Origin of the sequence: Sporosarcina limicola (assembly GCF_014873855.1) — a bacterium.
Lineage (GTDB): Bacteria > Bacillota > Bacilli > Bacillales_A > Planococcaceae > Sporosarcina > Sporosarcina limicola.
Genome location: NZ_JADBEL010000007.1, coordinates 122,196 through 140,302, shown reverse-complemented (window position 1 = coordinate 140,302; position 18,107 = coordinate 122,196). Strand labels below are relative to the sequence as shown.

The following is an 18,107-nucleotide window of genomic DNA, read 5'->3' as shown; positions in this document are numbered from 1 at the left end:
AATCTGGATCGCCTTAATCACCTATTGTTTAGAGGTGTTACTACAACTGAAAGTTGGATTTAAAGGGAGTCTGTTAGAACTAAAAAGAACACTGAAAACGTTCTTATTCAAAGGTTTTGACGCCTTTAAAGAAGCCCTTTTTCACGAGCCGACCCGGGTGTCAGCAGGACGTAAAAAATACGATTGGCTCGCCGAGTTTCGTATAATCGACCAGCAATTTGACGAAGGCGAGGTGAGCCATCTAGACGATTTGACGTATGATCCCCTGTTTGTAGATTATAAATAGAAACCGTTAAATTGTGGATAATGACTATCCTATTAGCCCCTGTTGTCTTTTTTATTTTTTGAACAGGTATACATATCTGAATATTCACTCTACGGTCAAGCATCCAAATAACAGCCAATTTGACAACGAGTAAAATTATTTATGCAACGCTACTGCCAAAATATAATAAAATAGAAAAAGATTTGAATTAGAAAGTAGGTAAATAAATGATTCCATTAGTATATGACCAAATTAATGGTTGGGGCAAAGATGATGAATTCTTCTTAGCACTGTTAAAGAAGTTAAATGTTAAAAAAATAGCTGACTTGGGTTGTGGAACAGGAAGATTAACAACCCATTTTGCTAAAGCAGGCTATCATATTACAGCTATTGACCCGAATGAAGAAGCAATCGAATATGCGAAAAATAAAGAGTATCCAGGCGAAGTGACTTGGATTATTGGAGATAGCTCAAATTTACAAACAAATGCGTTTGATGCTGTCATAATGACAGCGAATGTTGCGCAAGTATTTCTTACAGATGAAAGTTGGCAACACGTCATTTCAGATGCATATCGAGCATTAAAACCTGGAGGTCATTTTCTTTTTGATACACGTAACCCATTAGCAAAAGCTTGGGAACAGTGGGAAAAAGATATGACACCTGATGTTGCAACGAGCCAGGCGAGCGGTGAGTCGTTTGAAATTTGGACTGAATACGAGGGGTTTGTAGAAGATATTTTTACTTTTTATGAGACTGTGAAAAATGCACGTACAGATGATGTAGTAATTCATGAAAAAATGCAATTAAAATTCTGAACGAAAGAAGAAATCCATGAATCATTACAACAAGTAGGTTTTTCACAAATCCATATTTATGGAGATTGGGAGTTTAAACAAGCAACAATAGAAACCAAATCTTTTATTTTTCACGGTGTAAAATAAATATGGGGTTTCTTTGTCGATTTGCTTATCGAATTTGACAATTTCATTATTCCTTGAAAACGAAAGAATGAAAATAAATATAATATTCAGTAATCGGATGTGATTGTTGAAGATCATAAGCCTAATTCCTCGTTCAAGATATGAAGGGGTTAGGCTTTTCTATCTTTCAAAATCCTTAACGTTGTAAATTTGCACTTTCTTGACGTTACCCCATTGGTAAACTCATTGGCAACGAGTGGTAAGTCTTGTGGCAATCGCTGGTGAAAAACATGGCAGAAGTGGTACATCCTTATGGTCGTAATCAAAAAAACAGCTGTTTGAACTTTCATGTTTGAATGAGTGACAGGCACTGGATACTTCGCCATGCTTTATAAACGGTTGGCTTACAGAGGTAGCCGCGGTAACGACGCGGATTTGAAGGGATTCCCTGTCTAGTCACTAAAAATAAAACGCTACCACTGTGAGAAACCGAATGCTCATAGCGGTACGTTTCATATATGTTGTAGTTGATTTTATCACTGTAAAAACATATTAATCCAGTGAGATATTCATTTCCACCTTGCCGTCTAAATACAGCGGATAGCTATTCATATACAGACGAATTGGACTTACTTCATTGTCAAAGTTAAAGGTATAGATTGCTTTTCCATAGTCGTGTTCTCTGCTAAAATTTATTGAGATTATATTCCCACTGAGCTCATTGCCTTCTCGGTCTACTATTTCACTTAATAGCATGCTCTCGACAATAGTTGGATAGGTAACTTCCAATGTATTGCCCGATAGTACTTGAACATCGATATCCAGTTCACTCGGCACATACAGCACTTTCTGTTGCTCAAAATCTACTTCAATATAGTCAGAGCCTTTTGGAAGTGCTTCAATCCTCTCCATCACTAATGTTAGTTTTTTCGGCTGCCTGAAGTAATTACTTTGCATACGTATGCTTACTTCACCGTCACGCGATATGCCGAAGCCCTCCTCCATATCTCTTGTTTGACCCCAATCTTCACCGTTTTCATCAATCCACCGTACCGATCTAAATTTCAGTAATTGCATCGTGTTTTGCTCGTCAGCAGCTAGTCGGATTTCTGCGCGTAACGGAGAAATTTCCAACTGTTTAATATGAATCGTTTGACCATCGACGGCAACAGATTGGTTCACTTCATATACTTTCGGCTGCTTAATGGGCTTGGTGAGTGTGAATGGCACGGTGAACTTTGTCTCTGCTGCATCATCCAAGTGCAAATTAAATTCAAATGACATATTGTCATACGATAATTCATCAACAGGTATAATTTCGACTTTGTCTTCATGGACGGCGGGTCCACCCACTAGAGAACTAGAGTAGGAACTTGCAACACCCCATGGAATGTCTTGTTGAGACACCCCTAAAGAAGTTATTCTCACTTCGGAAAGATTAAAAGGGGATTTAATATTATAGAATATAGTCATGCCCGAATGATCAGCTACGACATTCTGTAAAGTCAAGGTATAGTCGCCCTGTGTGACTACAATTCCAAGTTCTTCATAGTAATTATTTTCCACAATGTCACTGATTCCTTTATCATAAGCAATCATGCCGACGATAGGAGCAAACCCAGGGATTTTGGCCACAGCTTGTGCAAATACGGGAGATACACGAATTGACGTTGCAAACAGTAACAGTACAATAGCAGCTACACTGGCAACTGTATACAGACGAAGCTTTCTCCTCCTTATCAGCCGGTGCTGGTGCACGGCCTCCACACGTGCTTGTTGTAAGGCTTCTTTAGGGATTTCAACCGCTTCTAATTCCTCCGTTAACTTCTGCAAATCCTGCTCGTTCAAGTTAGTCATTTACAGTTCCTCCTTTCCAATAAGTACGCGTAATCTTTTTAACGACGTATGTAGCCTTGATTTCACGGTACCTTCGGGAATTTGTTTTAGCTGTGCAATGTCCGCGTTCTTCATATCTTGGAAATATTTTAAGTAAATCAGCTCCTGTTGCTCGATTGGCAAACCGGCAATTATATCAGCTATTTCGAATGGTTGCTGATCCGTCGATGCGATTTCTACATCATGATTATAGATAAGTTTCTCTTGCTTCTTTTTCATATCTAAACAAATATTAATCATTATTCGGACAAGCCATGTTGCTAAGAATGCGGGTTCTTTTACGGTATGAATCTTTTTCAAAGCCCGATACGTCAGCTCTTGTACGGCTTCAACAGCATCATGTTTATTTTTCAAGTAAGCATATGCAGTACGATAAAGCATGTCTTCATGTAGTTTTAATAGTTCTAATAAAGCTTGTTCATTACCCGCAATTGCTTGTTTTTCCAAATCTAAATTCATACTTCCACCTCCTATTACCTATTAGACAGTTCAAAATGATAAATCGTTCATTTTATTTTTTTCAATGAAAAACGAGTTCAACTATAATAAGTGAACTCGCTGCTTAACTTTGATAGTCGTTAAAAAAAGATAGCTTTTTTCTGCGATTTCCGCTGTTTAACTTCCTCTTTAAATAAGTAAAGAAGGTACAATAACAACAGAGAGCCATAGAAATGATACTTTAATAAAGGGAGACGAAAAACAATATGATAGATTCATGTAAATGTAATGAAACATATGATTTAAAAGTTGAAGCAGATATAGGTGCCGACGCTATATGGTGTAATAACTTTGAAATAGAATATGTCCCAATTTCAATCGAGCTGAATTCGGAATTAGTGGAATGGATATCGAAATATGGTGAATGGATTGATTGGGATAATGATGGAATAGTTCCTAGTGGGATTGAACTTGAAGAAAAACATAATAAACAAGGATTGAAACTAACAGAAAAAGTACAAAAAGAACTCGAAGGAAAATATAAAGTTTCGTTTTCACCTTCTACATTTGCAAAAAGACGTGCAAATAAAAATCAGTAACCCTTATTCAACTAACGGGTGCGCGCGACAAGTTCTGTAATAAACGTATACAACATTTTGGAGTGCCTGTCACTGAAACTATCATGTTAGTTCAAACAAACATAATTTTCCCGTTTGAATGAGTGATGGGCACTCGGTACTTACTTCTCACCCAACAAAAAAACCAACCAGCACCCCACCACTGATTGGCTCCCCCATCCTATTCACCTAAAAAAATAAAAACCTACTCCCCCCCCAAAACCCCCGCAGCCGCCTTCCCAATAACCGCCACCGTCCGATTCAATTCATCCTCCGCGTTACCAGTCCCACCAAGCTCAACAACTAACAAGGAAGGATGCAGATCCTGATTGTATTTTCCATCCCCATGAGCGCTTCCCTTTTTAATAAGGTTACGGGTTATTCCGGGAACGAGTTTTTCCATTTCGTCTTTTATCAGTTGGGCCTTGGCTAGATTTTGTTGGTAATTGGGGTGATCCAGTCCGATGACGAAGGCAACTTTTGCATATTTTTCGCCTTCGTGGACTAAGGTTGTAACGTCGGGACCAACGGCGTCTCTGTGAATATCCATAATAAGATCATAATTCTGTTCATTTATGCGTTTTTCGACATAAGGACGTATTGCTTTATATGCGCGGAAATGAGGGATTCTCCTTTTACCCATTTCCTCTGCATTATTGACAGCTAGAATATCCGTTTGAATTCCATTGAAAATAAGTTGGTTCTGTAGTTTTTCTCCGAATTTCGTTATGTTTTCGGAATGATGGGAAACGGCTATTTTACCGTCATTCGCCATGGTGACTGGTTTGAATGCTTCGTTTGTATGGGTAAAATAGAGAAGTGCTTTTCCTTCTCCTGCTTTTGGAGATTTTGGTGCTACTGGTGTTTCTGTTTCTACTGATTCTGGGGCTTCCGCTAGTTCTAGTGTTTCTTCTTCCATAATATTAGCGGCATAGACCATGAAGGATGGTTCTTTCACAAGCTTGCTTCTTGTCGTTGCCATCTCTCCAGGTATTTTACTGACAATTACAGGAAACAGGAAGAGAAATAGAATGAGTGTACCCCATATTTGTAATGGCTTTTTCAAGTGGCATCCCTCCGTCCTCCAACTATATGCGTTGGAGGTCGGGTCAATGACTGCTTTTTATATTCGCTATCCAAGACGTTAATGACTCGGATAATGTATCGGCGTAAAGGGAAACCCAAGAATCGATTTCTTTCGGTGAGATGAACGTCCGCAATTCATGACTCGTTAGGACTTCCTCGAAGAGTTGGATTCGATCTTCATGCGGCCACGATGCCCAGTCGCCAAAAATCGGCAGCAATTTGGAACGGTCTGCGTCTTTGTTTTCGGTATGCAACCAGGGCGTGACGGAAAGACGTGAGGATGGACTTTCCTTTTCGTTTATTTTGGAAGCGATGTAGCCGAACATCGTGTCGATGGCATCTGCGATGAGGACGGGTCCGTCGACGACTGTTGGGATGCCTATGGCGATGACAGGCATGCCGAGTGTCTCCTTTGAAATCTCTTTGCGGCTATTGCCGACGCCAGAGCCTGGATGGATGCCTGTGTCTGTTAACTGGATTGTTCGACAAAGCCTTGAACTGTCTCTCGCAGCAAGTGCATCAACAACGATGAGCAAATCAGGTTTTATCTCAGCGGCGACTGCTTTTACAAAGTCTGCCGTCTCCAGACCTGTCTGGATTGTGACACCTGGCGCATAGACGAACACTTCCCCGCCTTCATCCGAATAATAGTCGGGGACGATATTGCGGAGTCGATCCATTGTCATGGGACCAACTGCATCGGGCGTGACGTCACGGTTTCCTAAGCCAATCAAGAGAATTTTACCTGTTTTGATGCTCGGAATTTCTGCTGTCATCTCGTCCAGTTTGTCGATTAACACATTCGACATATCTGCGAGTCCCTCCCGATCATCCGTCGTTAGTGTCGGGATTGTTAACGTAATATAGGAGCCTTTTTTCTTGCCGATTGTCTTTTCTCCTTCTCCATCGACGGTTACGGACGTTAAGATGACACGTCCTAATCTTGACTCATCTAATGCTACGCCGCCCGCATCTTTCAATCTGTTTTTTTCTGTTTTTGTCCGGTGACGAACCATTTCCTCGCTTTCATCTAGCAGGTCCGTCCGGTAAAAATTATAGTTCTCCATCTAATCACCTCGCTTTCAAGTTTGTCCGATGTGTCAAGGAAATATTCTTTAAAGGCGATAAGTTGTTGTAAAGTCTCTGTTTTCATTGGAATTAGTGCGCTTTGAATGCCTTCTCTTATGGATACCTCCTGCATTTCTAGTTGCAATTCGGCGTCTAGTTTGATAAAATAATGGTTGTTGTGAAAGTGATATCCGAAATTAAGTGGAAACACTCTTGCCTTACCTGAAATTGGAGGTGAATGAATTGCCAAACATCAAATCTGCTATCAAACGCGTAAAACAAAGCACTGCTGCGAACATACAAAACTCGCATGCTAAAGCTACAATGCGTACTGCTGTCCGTAAAGCTGAGCTTGCTATTGACGCTAAAGAAGAGAATGCTACTGTTCTTCTAAGAGATGCTATCAAAAAAATGGACACTGCTGCACGTAAAGGCCTTATCCATAAAAATACTGCATCACGTCAAAAAGCACGTCTTACTAAAAAAGCACTATAATTAAAGAAAGCGCAGGGCGCTGTGTAGACGCGACCGGCATAAGTCGGGCCAGCGACGCGGTGGTTTTTTGCCCGGGAGGGATAGAACTTCATCCCTCCATAGCTGGACTGCTTATGACCCGAGCGTCTGGCGACCGGAGCTAGACACTTTAAATCAGAAAGACCGTCCTTTAACTAGGACGGTCTTTCTAATTTATTCATCGTAATGACTCCATAAAAAACAACTCCAATAGCCGTTCTCTTTTGCCGCTTGTCGATTTCAATTTATAATCGATGCTGGCCAAATTCTGCAATATCACAAGCAATCGTTTCTCGCTTGGCACACTTCTATTTTCCATCATCAATTTCACTCGATAGGGATGGACATTCAATGTTTTGGCAATTTGCTGTTGCTGGTATCCCTTTTTCCTTAGGGCTGCGACGTGAAACATAAGACGAATATGACCGGCGATAAGGGATGTCAGCATAATCGGTTCTTCGCCATTGCGCAACAAATCATGGTAAATGGCGATGGTCTCTGCCACTTTTCCAGTTACATAGGCATCCGTTAATCTGAAAACATCCATTTCTGGCGTCCTCGGTACAAGGGACTCAATTACAGCCTTCGTAATTTCGCCTTCTCCATTTAAGTAGGTCGCCATCTTCATGATTTCTGAAGAGAGTCCAAGCAGATCGTCCCCTGCCATCTTCACAAGTACTTCTGCATCATCTGCTGAGATCCGTGCACCTTTGGATCCTGCTTCCTGCTGGATCCATGTGAAGAGGTCTTTTCCTTGCAGGCGTTCGGCTTCGATGACGGTTGCTTGTTCTCTCATTAGTTTGGTAATCCGTTTTCTTGCGTCCAGTTTTTCGTATGGCGCGACGAATACAACAACGGCGGTTGGGGAAGGATTTTTAAGCCAAATCTCCAATTGCGCTAAATCATGTGTCACTTTTTCTTTGTTTTTATCGGATGCTTTCAAAAAAGAAGCATTGCCCGCGATGATCAATTTCCTGTCTTCAAGAAAAGGTAATGTGTCCGCTTCTTCAATGACGACTTCGACAGGTGTTTCTTCGAGGTCAAAACGGATGACAGATGCATCGTCAAGATCAGGTAAAGCTTTTTTTAGTCGCTTTATCGTTGAGTCGAAAATATGTTGTTCAAGTCCAGTTAGTAAATAGACGGGATCGATTTCCCCAGCGGCTATTTTTTTCCATACAGCGGTTGCCATGTTGCTCACCTCTTTTGAGTTTCCTATTCCATCAATTATACCGCAAGATAATTCGTCTGTATGGACAAATTGTGTCATTTAGTGATGAAGTGGTGTAATTAATCAATTGCTATGGATTTTTTGGCCGTTATCATCTATACTATAATGGAATTAGGAGGTGTAGTAATGAACGAATTTGAACATGATGTACAATCCAAACGCAATGATGCGATCGATTCTGGAGTCGGTTTCATAGTAGCTTTCGTAGCTTTTTCAGCAATCTTCGTAATTGCTACCATAATCGACGTTGTCGCTGGCTAACAGGTATGCAAAAAAAACGGTCATGTCCTTCCCTCACCGGAAAGGCGTGACCGTTTTTCATATTGAAACGACTGATCTTCGTGCTAAGCGACTGTTCTTCACATCTAAGCGACCAATTCCATCTGCCAAGCGACTGATCTTCACATCAAGCGACCAATCTGCACACCTAATCGACTGTTCTCCGCATCAAGCGACCAATTCCATCTGCCAAGCGACTGATCTCCGCATTAAGCGACCAATCCCGGTGTTGTTTCATGGTGCCATCGTTTTAACAGAGTACCCCTCTTTCGCTACAGTCACCGTAATCGAACCGGATTCTGCTGTCGATACTGTCGCAAAACCATGTTTTCGGAACGTTTCCATGACTTCTGGATGAGGATGTCCGTAACGACTATTGCGTCCCGCAGAAATAATGGTTAGTTCCGGCTGTAATGCCAAGACAAATGGTTCCGTACTGGATGTGCGGCTACCATGATGCCCGGCTTTTAAAATAAGCGGACCTAAATTGGCGTGGCCGTATTTGCGAACGAAGCCATTTTCTCCCTCTTGCTCCATATCTCCTGTGAACAGAAAGGAAGGTCCTGTTGTTGTCATATACAGAACCAGGGAACTATCATTGCCTACATACTTGCCGTCCATCGGGCTTAAATAATGAAAAGATGACTGTCCCTTTGTCCATGAGATACCATCTTTCATTGGCATAACAGGGATTTGTTTTTCCACCGCAAGTCGCATGATAGCCTCCATTGTCTTCTCCACTTCGCTGTCAGGTGAAATATGGATTTCATTGACAACAATCTCCTCAAGTACTTCATCCGCACCTTCCATATGATCACTATCGGCATGCGTGATAATCAGCTTGTCGATTGTAGCTATGCCGCGTCCTTTTAAATAAGGAACCACGATTTTTCGACCTACTTCAAATTTTTTCTCTGGCGTTTTCCAATTCGGCTCACCAAATGTGACCGTTCCCCCTGTGTCAATGACATAGACGGCTTTCTTGTAGGGCAATTCGATAACGATACTATCCCCTTGACCGACATCCAGAAAAGTTACTTTCAACGAGCTGTCCGTGTACGGGATGAAGTGAATGAGGAGTGCAGGCACGATGATCAAAGGCATAGCCCATACCCACTTCATCCCTTCTTCACAGCGGACGAAAAACAGCAGGACGCCCACCACAGCCAATGATAGCCACACCGCATCAGGTTTCCCGGGTGTCCATAATTGATGGGGCAATGAGGCCAGCCAACTCGTCATAACGCCAATGAATTCCCGAATCGGTTCGTACACCATGAATAGACCTGTTGCGATTTTCGGCAACAATGCTGTCATGACTAGCAATACAATATTCATAGGCAAAATAAGCATCGAATAGAGCGGAACATAAACCAAGTTGACAACAAATGAGGATAGCGACAGTTCGTGAAAATGAAACAATAAAACCGGATAAAGCGCTAGTTGACTAATCGATGTCACAAAAAATGATAAAGCAATTGGCGATTTGGCTTTTGCTAAAAGCCCGGATGAAAATACAAGTGAACTGGCCGCTAAATAAGAAAGTTGAAATCCTGGTTGAAACAAGACGAATGGCTGCATCCAAATAAAGAAGATCGCACTTAAAGCGAGCGCATCATCCAGTCTAACTTTTAGCCGACCGGATGCGGCGAGAAGGACGAGAATCGTCACAGTTACCGCTCGCCAAACGGAGAGTGCACCTCCCGCCATTACCGCGTAAAGCGGCAGTAAGACGATGAGTAACATGTCCACAGTCTCTTTTCTCACCCTCGCCCTCAACAACAACTCCCGCATGAGAAAAGCGAGCAATCCAACATGTAACCCAGAAATCGCAAATAGATGCGTGATACCGAGTGTTCGATAATTTGCAGCCAACTCGTCATCCATCCCACTACGATCCCCAATGAGAAGCGCTTCTGCCTCTACTTTCAGCGCTTCAGGAAAGGTGGCTCTGATATGCTTTTTCACTTTCCGCCTTTGCTCAGATAGTCTAGTTCGCATAGTGAAGAGCATTTCAGCTTGAAGAATTATCTCCGATTCAAATAGCCCCGAAGCTCCGTACATTCTCATATACTTACCCATATCAAATGAATAATCATGTGAAGGTCTATCAGGTTTGCGGAATGCACCGGACATGACAAAAGTATAGGAAGAGGGATTTAGTTCAAGGAAACGCATTTTTTCTTGTTCATTTCCAAATGAATAGACGACATAGATCGTCTCGCCTGTTGACGTCTTGGCAAGTCCCTTGATTTTCCCGCCATCGATTTTTACATTATCTGACCAAGTAAGGGAGACAGTTGCAGGTCCCTCTGGAATTGCCATTGGAAGTGTTGCTGAAATAAAGGAATAGGAAAAAACTGCGGCCGCAAGCGCAAGGATAGGTGTGAGGAAATCTTCTTTTCTACGGTAGAAGATGGGGATAAGGAACAGGTGACAAACTAGCAGATAGACCGGCCCGTATGCAGCAAACGCTGATACGACGACCGGCACTGCGATATACATGAAACGTACACGTGAAATTAGTTGCCAAATAAGTCATTCACCCTTTTTTTATAAAGGGAGAGTTCTTCATCTTCAGCGCCAAGTGCTTGCATTTTTAGGAATAATTCATTGATGAGTTTCAGCTTGTCCTCACTCGCAAAATCAACTTTCTTTTCGTCGAACGGAACATGCTGCACTGAAATGCCCGATTGCTTAAATAGCTGCATCGCATAGTCATCATTTTTATAATCAGTGGCGTAGTACACATGTTTTATGCCTGCTTGGATGATTGCTTTTGAACATTGCAGACAGGGAAAATGCGTGACATACAATGTGGAACCCGCTACGGGTATGCCGTATTTCGAACACTGTAGCAATGCATTCATCTCCGCGTGAATCGTTCGTACACAATGATTGCCGACGACGTAGCAACCGTGATCGATGCAGTGATCTCCGCCAGAAATTGACCCGTTATAACCACCCGCTACAATTCGGTTATCCCGGACGATTGTTGCGCCGACAGCAAGTCTTGTACATGTACTGCGTACTGCTAACAGATGGCACTGGGCCATGAAAAACTGGTCCCATGTTATTCGCTCCATATGGTACCCTCCTACAGTTAGTATTCGATTGTTTTCTTTACAAACGGAATTCCATCTTAGTCAATTCATTTCACTTTAATTTGTTGCTCCAATTTTTCAAAAGTCTTCTGCCCGATTCCGGATACGTCCATCAATGATTCAGGCGCTTTGAAAAGACCCTTATCTGTCCGGTATTGGATGATTGCCGCTGCTTTTGACGGACCAATTCCTGGAATAGACATGAGTTCTTTTTCATCCGCAGTATTGATATTGACCCTTCCGTCATCTTGTTGCGCAGTTATCCCTGTTAACGGATTGGATGCAATTTCTATAGGCTCTTCACCTTCGACTGGAACGTAAATCACAAATTCATCTGCCAGTTTCATAGCATGATTCAACATGCGTGAATCTGCGGTTGGCAAATAGCCACCTGCTGCATTAATGGCATCAATGAGACGATCCCCTTCTTGCATCGAATAGACGCCGGGATGCCGAACAGCTCCCTTGACATCGACAACAATAAGGATGGGAACAGATGGGCTAATTTCTTCTTCTACAGTTTCAGTTTCTTCTTCAATCACTTCAGGAAATGGGTTTTGTCCACTCATGACAAACGCATTGTTGTCAGCCTGTCCTCGGGGGAAGAACAGAAAAGCAGATACGACAGCGATCGCTGCAATTGGGGTGAGAATCTTACGCCATTTACTGGATACAAACGAAAGAAACAGCACGTTCACCCTTTCTTCGGCGGCATCCATATGGAGTCTAGTCAACTATAAATGAATGGCCGCTAAATGAAAAGGATTATTTTCGTGCTTGAAAGAATATTCGTTCACTTTCCTCATGTGGTGCTTCGTCTTCCCAATCTGCAAAAATGCGCTCAATCGAAAATCCTGCTTCCATGAGCATGTCTACGTAATCCGAAACCGGAAACGTTCGTTGCGTATGTACTTCATCAAAACGTCGATAGGTACCGCTGTCATTCTTAACAAAAAAAGCGAGTTCAGAGTAAACGGAGTGCTGTTCTTCTCCCTCTTCTGTTTCCCATATGTACGCAATGCGGTCGTTGTCGAACGTAAAAGGACCTTCTTGGAAGATCACATCTGTTTTGAACGTGGAATGGACGTCGAAAACAAGCACACCACCGATGGCTAAAGCTGAATAGATCCGGTGGAATGTTGCTACCACATCTTGTCGTTCAGACAAATAATTCAGCGAGTCGATTGCAATAACCGCTACGTCGAATTCCTTGAATCCTTCTAATTGCTGCATCGCTTGTTGGTTGAACTTAACAGGTAAGGACAGCGCTTTTACACGCTGTTCTGCTACCTCAAGCATTGCGGTGGAAAGATCGATCCCTGTGACGTCGGCGCCTTGTTTCGCTAGTTTCGCCGATAACAGTCCCGTGCCACAGCCGATATCCAATACTCGTTTGCCGCTAATCCCGCTAGCCGCCATATCGAGAAGCTCGACATACGTATCATAAGGAACATCCGTCATTAATTCATCATAGACGAAGGCGAATTCCGAATAGGCATTACTCATCTTTCTTCTGCCATATCCAGTAACGGAGCGTCTCCCCATAGTCTTTCAAGATTGTAAAAGCCGCGCTCATCGCGGTGGAATACATGAACAACAACATCGCCAAGGTCAACAAGAACCCATCTTGCCGAGTCCATTCCTTCAATTCTTTTAACAACAAACCCTGCTTCTGATGCTTTGTCTGCCGCTTCTTTCGCAATCGCTTGCACTTGTCGTTCTGAATTGGCATGGCAAATGATGAATTGGTCAGCGATAAGTGATACGCCTTCCATATTAAGGACTACGATGTCCTCGCCTTTTTTATCGTCAATCGCTTTGTATGCTGTTTCTAATAGTGTAGTCATTATTTCACTGGTCCTCTCATTTTAACGTGCTCATTATAACACTCTAACGAGTCAGGATAAACCGCTGCTCGTTTATTCACAAGAAATTGTACTGAATGGATGATGCATGCTGCCATTGCTGTGTCAAGATTGTCCTTAGCGGCTTCCCTTAAATCGTCCACGCCTGGAAAATCACGTCCAGGTTCGGTCATATCCGCTACATAAATGACCTTTTCAAGCGGGGACATCTGCGCACGCCCGGTTGTATGCGAGCGGATTGCATTTAGGATGTCCTCATCCGAAACACCGTATTCATCACGCGCGATAATCGCTCCCGCTGGCGCATGCCATAATTCGGGGTGGAATGAAAACAATCTAGTATCTTCGTTGTCATTCTCTAGCATACGCCGAAGTTCAGCTTTGTCCACAAATTTAGCAATGTCGTGGAATAGGGCTGCTTGTTCCGCCTTCATAACTGAAATTTGGAATCTGTCCGCTAGTATTTTCGCTGTTTCTGCAACGCGAAGTACATGTTCATAGCGCTTGATCGTTACTCGTTTTGCGATTTCAGTCCTCAAGTATTCAACATCCATCGGAATTCTCCTTAAGGCAATTCAATCCGTTTTTTCTCTACTGATTCTTTGTATAGGACAATCGTATTACCGATTACTTGAACGACTTCAATGCCTTCTTGTTCGTCCAGCCTCGCCGCAATTTCATTCTTGTCTTCGTCACAGTTTTGCAAAATACTTATCTTGATCAATTCTTTTGCTTCAAGTGCTTCTTCGTACTGTGCGATGATTGACTCTGTTAAGCCACTTTTACCAATTTGGAATAGCGGTTGTAGGCGATTTGCCTTACTGCGAAGAAATCGTTTTTGTTTACCTGTTAACATGAAATACCTCCAAGAGTTGTTGTTATTTTTCCAATCATTTCTTTTGTAGCTGGACGTTTAACTGTCCATGTTTCAAAGGACAGTGCGCCTTGATGAACAAACATACCTACGCCGTTCATTGTTTTTGCACCTCTGTTACGGGCTTCTTTAAGGAATTCCGTTTCAAGCGGGTTATAGATGATATCTGCTAGGACTGCCCCTTCTGCAACGTTCGAAATGGCAAGCGGCATCCCTTGTTGTGCGAAATTCATCCCCACAGAGGTCGTCTGAACGATTAAACTGAATTTCTCCAAGGACGCTTCCGCTACTGAAACGGATAGTACTGACGTCCCTGACAGCCCCTGTGCTAACTCTTCCGCTTTGTCCATTGTGCGGTTCGTAAAGGTAATTGGGCCGTAACCTGACGAGTGGAGTGCATAGGCAATGCCGCGTGCAGCACCTCCCGCTCCAATAATCAGTACGTCTCCCCCTTTATACAACGCACCATGCGCCTCTTCTAGCGAGCGAACAAATCCAAGTCCATCCGTATTAGATCCGACAAGCGAACCATCCTGAAGGACGTGCACGGTGTTCACAGCGTTCATTTGCCGAGCGGAAGGTTCTAAGTGGTCAAGAAACGGGATAATAGCGCTTTTATGAGGGACTGTTACGTTCCAACCTGAACAGCCAAGACGCTTTAAACCAGTCACCGCTTCACCAAGTCCTTGCGCCGGTACATGGATTGGAATATAGGAAGCGTCGATGTTATTTTCACTAAACCATGCTTCGTGCATTGCCGGGGACATCGATTGTGCAATCGGATCCCCGAGTACTGCGTACCATTTTTTCATGTAGAGCTTCCTCCAATCAAATACGCCTCGGCGTATTTGCGTCCAGATTTTGATTTGAGCTTGCTCAATTAACTCCTTTCAAAATCTGTGACATCCGTCGGAGGCTTTAACTTTATTCAGCAGGGGTTTGAACACCCACTGAATTGTCTACACACTTTGCAAACCCTCATCACTTACTGAAATGTGTGTCTTCTGCTGAGTGAAGTTAAATCAGTGAAGGTCGAAGGACAACATCGACGCCCCGCGGTGCATGGACAGCTACGATAACATTAGGGTGCTGAATCGTAATCCAACCGAGTCCAGAAATGACGATATCTGTTTTTGCTTTTTTTATAGCGTATTCATGTCTGACGAATGGAGGCAGGGTCTCAATTGACTCTCCAGACGGCGGTGACAGCATTTCTCCAAGATGATTTTTATACAGCAAATCCGCATTAGACAGCTTTGTGCGATGAATCTGCAAATCATTTGAAACATGAATTATAAAGGACGAGCGGTCCCCCGCGATGAAATCGAATCTAGCAAGTCCAGCAATATACAGTGTCTGCTCTGCGTTCAGCTGAAATACTTTCGGCTTCAATTCTTTCTTTGGTGTAATTGCTTTCAAATCATTCGCATCCAAATGATGTGCAATCTGATGGTTATTAATAATCCCTGGCGTATCATAAATTGCCTTCCCATCGTCCATAGGAATTTCCACAAGGTCCAAAGTCGTTCCTGGGAAATGGGAAGTCGTAATTACTTCACCAATGCCAGTCGCCCCTTTGATGATGCGGTTGATGAATGTCGACTTTCCTACATTTGTACACCCTACAACATAGACGTCTTTCCCTTTTCGATGCTTATCAATCGCCGTAAGTGCTTCTTCCATCCCTTTGCCTTTATAGGCAGAGACGAGAAGAACGTCGATCGGCTTCAAACCAAGTTTAACCGCCTCCGCCTTCATCCAGTTAATAAGACGATTCGGATTTAGGGCCTTCGGTAAAATATCTGCTTTATTACCAATCAATAAAATATCTTTCTTCCCGACGAAACGGTGTAGGCCATTGATCCAGCTACCATTAAAGTCAAATATATCGACGATTTTAACAACTAGCCCATCTTTTTGGCCAATGCCGTTGAGAATGTTAAGGAAATCATCACCTGACAACGATACAGGTTGTAATTCATTGTAATTTCGCAGTCTGAAACAACGTCGACAAATGACTTCCTCTTTTTCCAAGGAAGCTGGCGGTGTGTAGCCTTCGGCTTTTACGTTGTCTGTCTGGATTGTAATTCCGCATCCGATGCATTTTAATTCTTCCACTATTAGTCCTCCCAATGAATCATGCCTAGTTTTTTCATCCTTGCCATGATTCTTCTTTCCATCATCCTGTTAAACTTCGTGAAAAAACCGTCGGACCTAGCAACAGGAACGACCAAAATCGTATGAATCCCTTTGCGATTGCCGCCCAGGATATCTGTCATGAGCTGATCACCGATAACAACTGCTTCCCCTTTGCGGATGTTCATAGTGACAAGCGCCTTTTTAAAAGACTTACCCATCGGTTTGCGTGCATCACAAATGAATGGGGTACCTATTGGTTCACAAAATTTCATCACACGCAACCCATTATTGTTCGAAACAATCGTTACTAAGATGCCAGCATCATGCATTCCCTTTAACCAAGCAATAATTTCGGGAGTCGCTTCTGGACGATCCCATTCAACGAGCGTGTTATCTAGGTCTGTAATAATACCTTTGATGCCTTTTTCTTTCAATTTTTCCGGGGTAATCTCGAATACGTCTTTGACATATTCATCTGGCAAAAAAAACTTGTACACGTTATCCACTCCGATTTGTTTCTAATTCTGAACCGATTATAGCATGAAGTCATGCAAAAACGCATTGTTCCTACCTAAACAATAATGGATATCCATTACCGCATGTCCGACTGAATAATCGGTGATAGGACAGGACCCGACCTACATATGCTGTCATACAACGACACGGGAGGTGGCCAGATGAGCGGGTTTGTCATGGCAATTGTTCAGCTATGGCTCGAAGTTCCTGCGGTGATTGGCTATATTCGGGGGCAGGCATTTCAGCGTCCCTTATCCAAAGAGGAAGAAGCTGCTTGCCTCGAACGCCTTGCAGGAGGCGATGAAGATGCTAGGGATGAACTCATTGAGCGCAATATGCGCCTTGTTGCACACATCGTTAAAAAATTCCATCCAAAACACGAACTGCTTGATGATTATATCTCAATCGGAACAATCGGACTGATGAAAGCAGTGAATAGTTTCACACCCGATCGGAAAACGAAACTCGCCACATATGCAGCACGCTGTATTGAAAACGAAATACTCATGTATTTACGTACACAAAAAAAAGTTCAAAAAGATGTTTCCCTCTTCGATCCAATTGGCATGGATAGTGAAGGTCAATCGTTAGAAATCGCGGATCTACTTCAAACGAACGATAAAGCCCCGATTGAGGAAGTTGAACAAAAAGAACGACATGAGCGATTGTATCGACATCTTGGCAAGCTCGATGAACGAGAACTTGAAATCATCCAGCGACGCTACGGTCTGCTAGATGATAAACCCATGACCCAAAAAGAAATCGCAGAACAACTTGATATCTCCAGGAGCTATGTGTCGCGGATTGAAAAACGAGCAATCGTCAAATTGTATCAGTTATTCAAACATGAATATAATGACAAATGAAAAGCGGAAGCGGCCGTTTAGATGTGACAGGCATAAGTCGGACCGACAAAGCGGCGTCCTTTGCCGCTATTGCCGGGCTGGCTTATGACCCGAACATCTGGCCGCTGGAGCTAGACAACAATGAAAAGCGGAAGCGCCAAAATGAACGTAGCCTAAGACCGCCGCGTCCTGCGGCAATGGCTACGTGACCTACTTCCTGTAGGCCCGTGACAGGCATAAGACGGACCGACAAAGCGGCGTCCTTTGCCGCTATTGCCGGGCTGGCTTATGACCCGAACATCTGGCCGCTGGAGCTAGACAACAAATGAAAAGCGGAAGGCGCCGTCCAGACGTGACAGGCATAAGACGAATCGAAGACGCGGCGCTCTTTGCCGCATAATCGATTTGACTTATGACCCGAGCGTTTGGCGCCTGCAGCTAGACAAGC

General features: G+C 43.1%; 20 protein-coding genes and 1 pseudogene. 6 read left to right on the top strand and 15 right to left on the bottom strand.

The genetic code is table 11. The features are described from left to right. Nucleotides 1-286, top strand: a pseudogene (locus H4683_RS08525) (IS4 family transposase); the annotation flags it as partial. Nucleotides 287-492: 206 nt separating this feature from the next. Then, on the top strand, nt 493-1,083 hold the full coding sequence (locus H4683_RS08520) for a class I SAM-dependent methyltransferase (protein WP_225941983.1): 591 nt from the start codon (nt 493-495) through the stop codon (nt 1,081-1,083). A gap of 657 nt (nt 1,084-1,740) precedes the next feature. Here H4683_RS08520 and H4683_RS08515 read toward each other — a convergent pair. Both H4683_RS08515 and H4683_RS08510 read right to left on the bottom strand, forming a co-directional pair. Then, nucleotides 1,741-3,045: a DUF4179 domain-containing protein gene (locus H4683_RS08515; RefSeq protein WP_192598425.1), complete on the bottom strand. Its 1,305-nt coding sequence runs from the start codon at nt 3,043-3,045 to the stop codon at nt 1,741-1,743. Continuing rightward, nucleotides 3,046-3,543 carry a sigma-70 family RNA polymerase sigma factor gene (locus H4683_RS08510; protein WP_192598424.1) on the bottom strand — a complete coding sequence of 166 codons (498 nt, stop codon included), beginning with the start codon at nt 3,541-3,543 and terminating at the stop codon, nt 3,046-3,048. A gap of 245 nt (nt 3,544-3,788) precedes the next feature. Between H4683_RS08510 and H4683_RS08505 the strand changes: the two genes are divergently transcribed. Next, a complete protein-coding gene (locus H4683_RS08505) occupies nt 3,789-4,121 on the top strand; it encodes a hypothetical protein (protein WP_192598423.1) in 333 nt (110 codons plus the stop codon). A 223-nt stretch (nt 4,122-4,344) separates the two neighbouring features. On the opposite strand, the gene spoIIP is transcribed toward H4683_RS08505, so the two are convergent. Together spoIIP and gpr are read right to left on the bottom strand one after the other, a co-directional pair. Beyond that, nucleotides 4,345-5,205: a stage II sporulation protein P gene (spoIIP, locus tag H4683_RS08500; protein ID WP_192598422.1), complete on the bottom strand. Its 861-nt coding sequence runs from the start codon at nt 5,203-5,205 to the stop codon at nt 4,345-4,347. 43 nt (nt 5,206-5,248) lie between these two features. Further along, nucleotides 5,249-6,292 carry a GPR endopeptidase gene (gpr, locus tag H4683_RS08495; protein ID WP_192598421.1) on the bottom strand — a complete coding sequence of 348 codons (1,044 nt, stop codon included), beginning with the start codon at nt 6,290-6,292 and terminating at the stop codon, nt 5,249-5,251. Nucleotides 6,293-6,536: 244 nt separating this feature from the next. Between gpr and rpsT the strand changes: the two genes are divergently transcribed. After that, nucleotides 6,537-6,788 carry a 30S ribosomal protein S20 gene (gene rpsT, locus H4683_RS08490; protein ID WP_192598420.1) on the top strand — a complete coding sequence of 84 codons (252 nt, stop codon included), beginning with the start codon at nt 6,537-6,539 and terminating at the stop codon, nt 6,786-6,788. A gap of 196 nt (nt 6,789-6,984) precedes the next feature. On the opposite strand, the gene holA is transcribed toward rpsT, so the two are convergent. Next, the gene (holA, locus tag H4683_RS08485) at nt 6,985-7,998 is read right to left on the bottom strand and encodes a DNA polymerase III subunit delta (RefSeq protein ID WP_192598419.1); all 1,014 of its coding nucleotides are present in this window, start codon (nt 7,996-7,998) and stop codon (nt 6,985-6,987) included. A 165-nt stretch (nt 7,999-8,163) separates the two neighbouring features. On the opposite strand from holA, the gene H4683_RS08480 reads away from it, so the two are divergent. Further along, nucleotides 8,164-8,298 carry a YqzM family protein gene (locus H4683_RS08480; RefSeq protein ID WP_192598418.1) on the top strand — a complete coding sequence of 45 codons (135 nt, stop codon included), beginning with the start codon at nt 8,164-8,166 and terminating at the stop codon, nt 8,296-8,298. A gap of 252 nt (nt 8,299-8,550) precedes the next feature. Here the strand turns inward: H4683_RS08480 and H4683_RS08475 are convergent, their stop codons facing one another. The 10 genes from H4683_RS08475 to H4683_RS08430 form a co-directional block, all read right to left on the bottom strand. Beyond that, the gene (locus tag H4683_RS08475) at nt 8,551-10,821 is read right to left on the bottom strand and encodes a DNA internalization-related competence protein ComEC/Rec2 (RefSeq protein ID WP_192598417.1); all 2,271 of its coding nucleotides are present in this window, start codon (nt 10,819-10,821) and stop codon (nt 8,551-8,553) included. Nucleotides 10,822-10,838: 17 nt separating this feature from the next. Further along, nucleotides 10,839-11,402, bottom strand: a complete 564-nt coding sequence (locus tag H4683_RS08470; protein ID WP_192598416.1) for a ComE operon protein 2 — start codon at nt 11,400-11,402, stop codon at nt 10,839-10,841. Between the two features lie 65 nt (nt 11,403-11,467). Further along, the gene (locus H4683_RS08465) at nt 11,468-12,154 is read right to left on the bottom strand and encodes a helix-hairpin-helix domain-containing protein (protein WP_225941982.1); all 687 of its coding nucleotides are present in this window, start codon (nt 12,152-12,154) and stop codon (nt 11,468-11,470) included. Between the two features lie 31 nt (nt 12,155-12,185). After that, nucleotides 12,186-12,926 (bottom strand): class I SAM-dependent DNA methyltransferase, encoded by a 741-nt coding sequence (locus H4683_RS08460; RefSeq protein ID WP_192598415.1) that lies wholly within the window; start codon nt 12,924-12,926, stop codon nt 12,186-12,188. Continuing rightward, nucleotides 12,923-13,267: a ribosome silencing factor gene (rsfS, locus tag H4683_RS08455; protein WP_192598414.1), complete on the bottom strand. Its 345-nt coding sequence runs from the start codon at nt 13,265-13,267 to the stop codon at nt 12,923-12,925. The genes H4683_RS08460 and rsfS overlap by 4 nt, the downstream gene beginning before the upstream one ends. Next, nucleotides 13,267-13,839 (bottom strand): bis(5'-nucleosyl)-tetraphosphatase (symmetrical) YqeK, encoded by a 573-nt coding sequence (gene yqeK / locus H4683_RS08450; RefSeq protein WP_192598413.1) that lies wholly within the window; start codon nt 13,837-13,839, stop codon nt 13,267-13,269. Before yqeK ends, rsfS begins: the two co-directional genes overlap by 1 nt. Before the next feature lie 11 nt (nt 13,840-13,850). Next, nucleotides 13,851-14,141, bottom strand: coding sequence for a ribosome assembly RNA-binding protein YhbY (yhbY, locus tag H4683_RS08445; protein WP_192598412.1), 291 nt, complete (start codon nt 14,139-14,141; stop codon nt 13,851-13,853). Further along, nucleotides 14,135-14,971, bottom strand: coding sequence for a shikimate dehydrogenase (gene aroE, locus H4683_RS08440; RefSeq protein WP_192598411.1), 837 nt, complete (start codon nt 14,969-14,971; stop codon nt 14,135-14,137). The genes yhbY and aroE overlap by 7 nt, the downstream gene beginning before the upstream one ends. 205 nt (nt 14,972-15,176) lie before the next feature. Next, nucleotides 15,177-16,280, bottom strand: a complete 1,104-nt coding sequence (gene yqeH / locus H4683_RS08435; protein ID WP_192598433.1) for a ribosome biogenesis GTPase YqeH — start codon at nt 16,278-16,280, stop codon at nt 15,177-15,179. Further along, on the bottom strand, nt 16,280-16,795 hold the full coding sequence (locus H4683_RS08430) for a YqeG family HAD IIIA-type phosphatase (protein WP_192598410.1): 516 nt from the start codon (nt 16,793-16,795) through the stop codon (nt 16,280-16,282). The genes yqeH and H4683_RS08430 overlap by 1 nt, the downstream gene beginning before the upstream one ends. Before the next feature lie 180 nt (nt 16,796-16,975). Between H4683_RS08430 and sigK the strand changes: the two genes are divergently transcribed. Continuing rightward, complete coding sequence (gene sigK, locus H4683_RS08425; protein ID WP_192598409.1) at nt 16,976-17,680, top strand: RNA polymerase sporulation sigma factor SigK; 705 nt, start codon at nt 16,976-16,978, stop codon at nt 17,678-17,680. Nucleotides 17,681-18,107: the final 427 nt, after the last annotated feature.

Bases quoted from the DNA above. Each gene is read 5' to 3' on its own strand.
- H4683_RS08520 (WP_225941983.1), top strand. From the start codon at position 493: ATGATTCCATTAGTATATGACCAAATTAATGGTTGGGGCAAAGATGAT.
- H4683_RS08515 (WP_192598425.1), bottom strand. From the start codon at position 3,045: ATGACTAACTTGAACGAGCAGGATTTGCAGAAGTTAACGGAGGAATTA.
- H4683_RS08510 (WP_192598424.1), bottom strand. From the start codon at position 3,543: ATGAATTTAGATTTGGAAAAACAAGCAATTGCGGGTAATGAACAAGCT.
- H4683_RS08505 (WP_192598423.1), top strand. From the start codon at position 3,789: ATGATAGATTCATGTAAATGTAATGAAACATATGATTTAAAAGTTGAA.
- gpr (WP_192598421.1), bottom strand. From the start codon at position 6,292: ATGGAGAACTATAATTTTTACCGGACGGACCTGCTAGATGAAAGCGAG.
- holA (WP_192598419.1), bottom strand. From the start codon at position 7,998: ATGGCAACCGCTGTATGGAAAAAAATAGCCGCTGGGGAAATCGATCCC.
- H4683_RS08480 (WP_192598418.1), top strand. From the start codon at position 8,164: ATGAACGAATTTGAACATGATGTACAATCCAAACGCAATGATGCGATC.
- H4683_RS08475 (WP_192598417.1), bottom strand. From the start codon at position 10,821: ATGTATATCGCAGTGCCGGTCGTCGTATCAGCGTTTGCTGCATACGGG.
- H4683_RS08470 (WP_192598416.1), bottom strand. From the start codon at position 11,402: ATGGAGCGAATAACATGGGACCAGTTTTTCATGGCCCAGTGCCATCTG.
- H4683_RS08460 (WP_192598415.1), bottom strand. From the start codon at position 12,926: ATGAGTAATGCCTATTCGGAATTCGCCTTCGTCTATGATGAATTAATG.
- rsfS (WP_192598414.1), bottom strand. From the start codon at position 13,267: ATGACTACACTATTAGAAACAGCATACAAAGCGATTGACGATAAAAAA.
- yqeK (WP_192598413.1), bottom strand. From the start codon at position 13,839: ATGGATGTTGAATACTTGAGGACTGAAATCGCAAAACGAGTAACGATC.
- yhbY (WP_192598412.1), bottom strand. From the start codon at position 14,141: ATGTTAACAGGTAAACAAAAACGATTTCTTCGCAGTAAGGCAAATCGC.
- aroE (WP_192598411.1), bottom strand. From the start codon at position 14,971: ATGAAAAAATGGTACGCAGTACTCGGGGATCCGATTGCACAATCGATG.
- sigK (WP_192598409.1), top strand. From the start codon at position 16,976: ATGAGCGGGTTTGTCATGGCAATTGTTCAGCTATGGCTCGAAGTTCCT.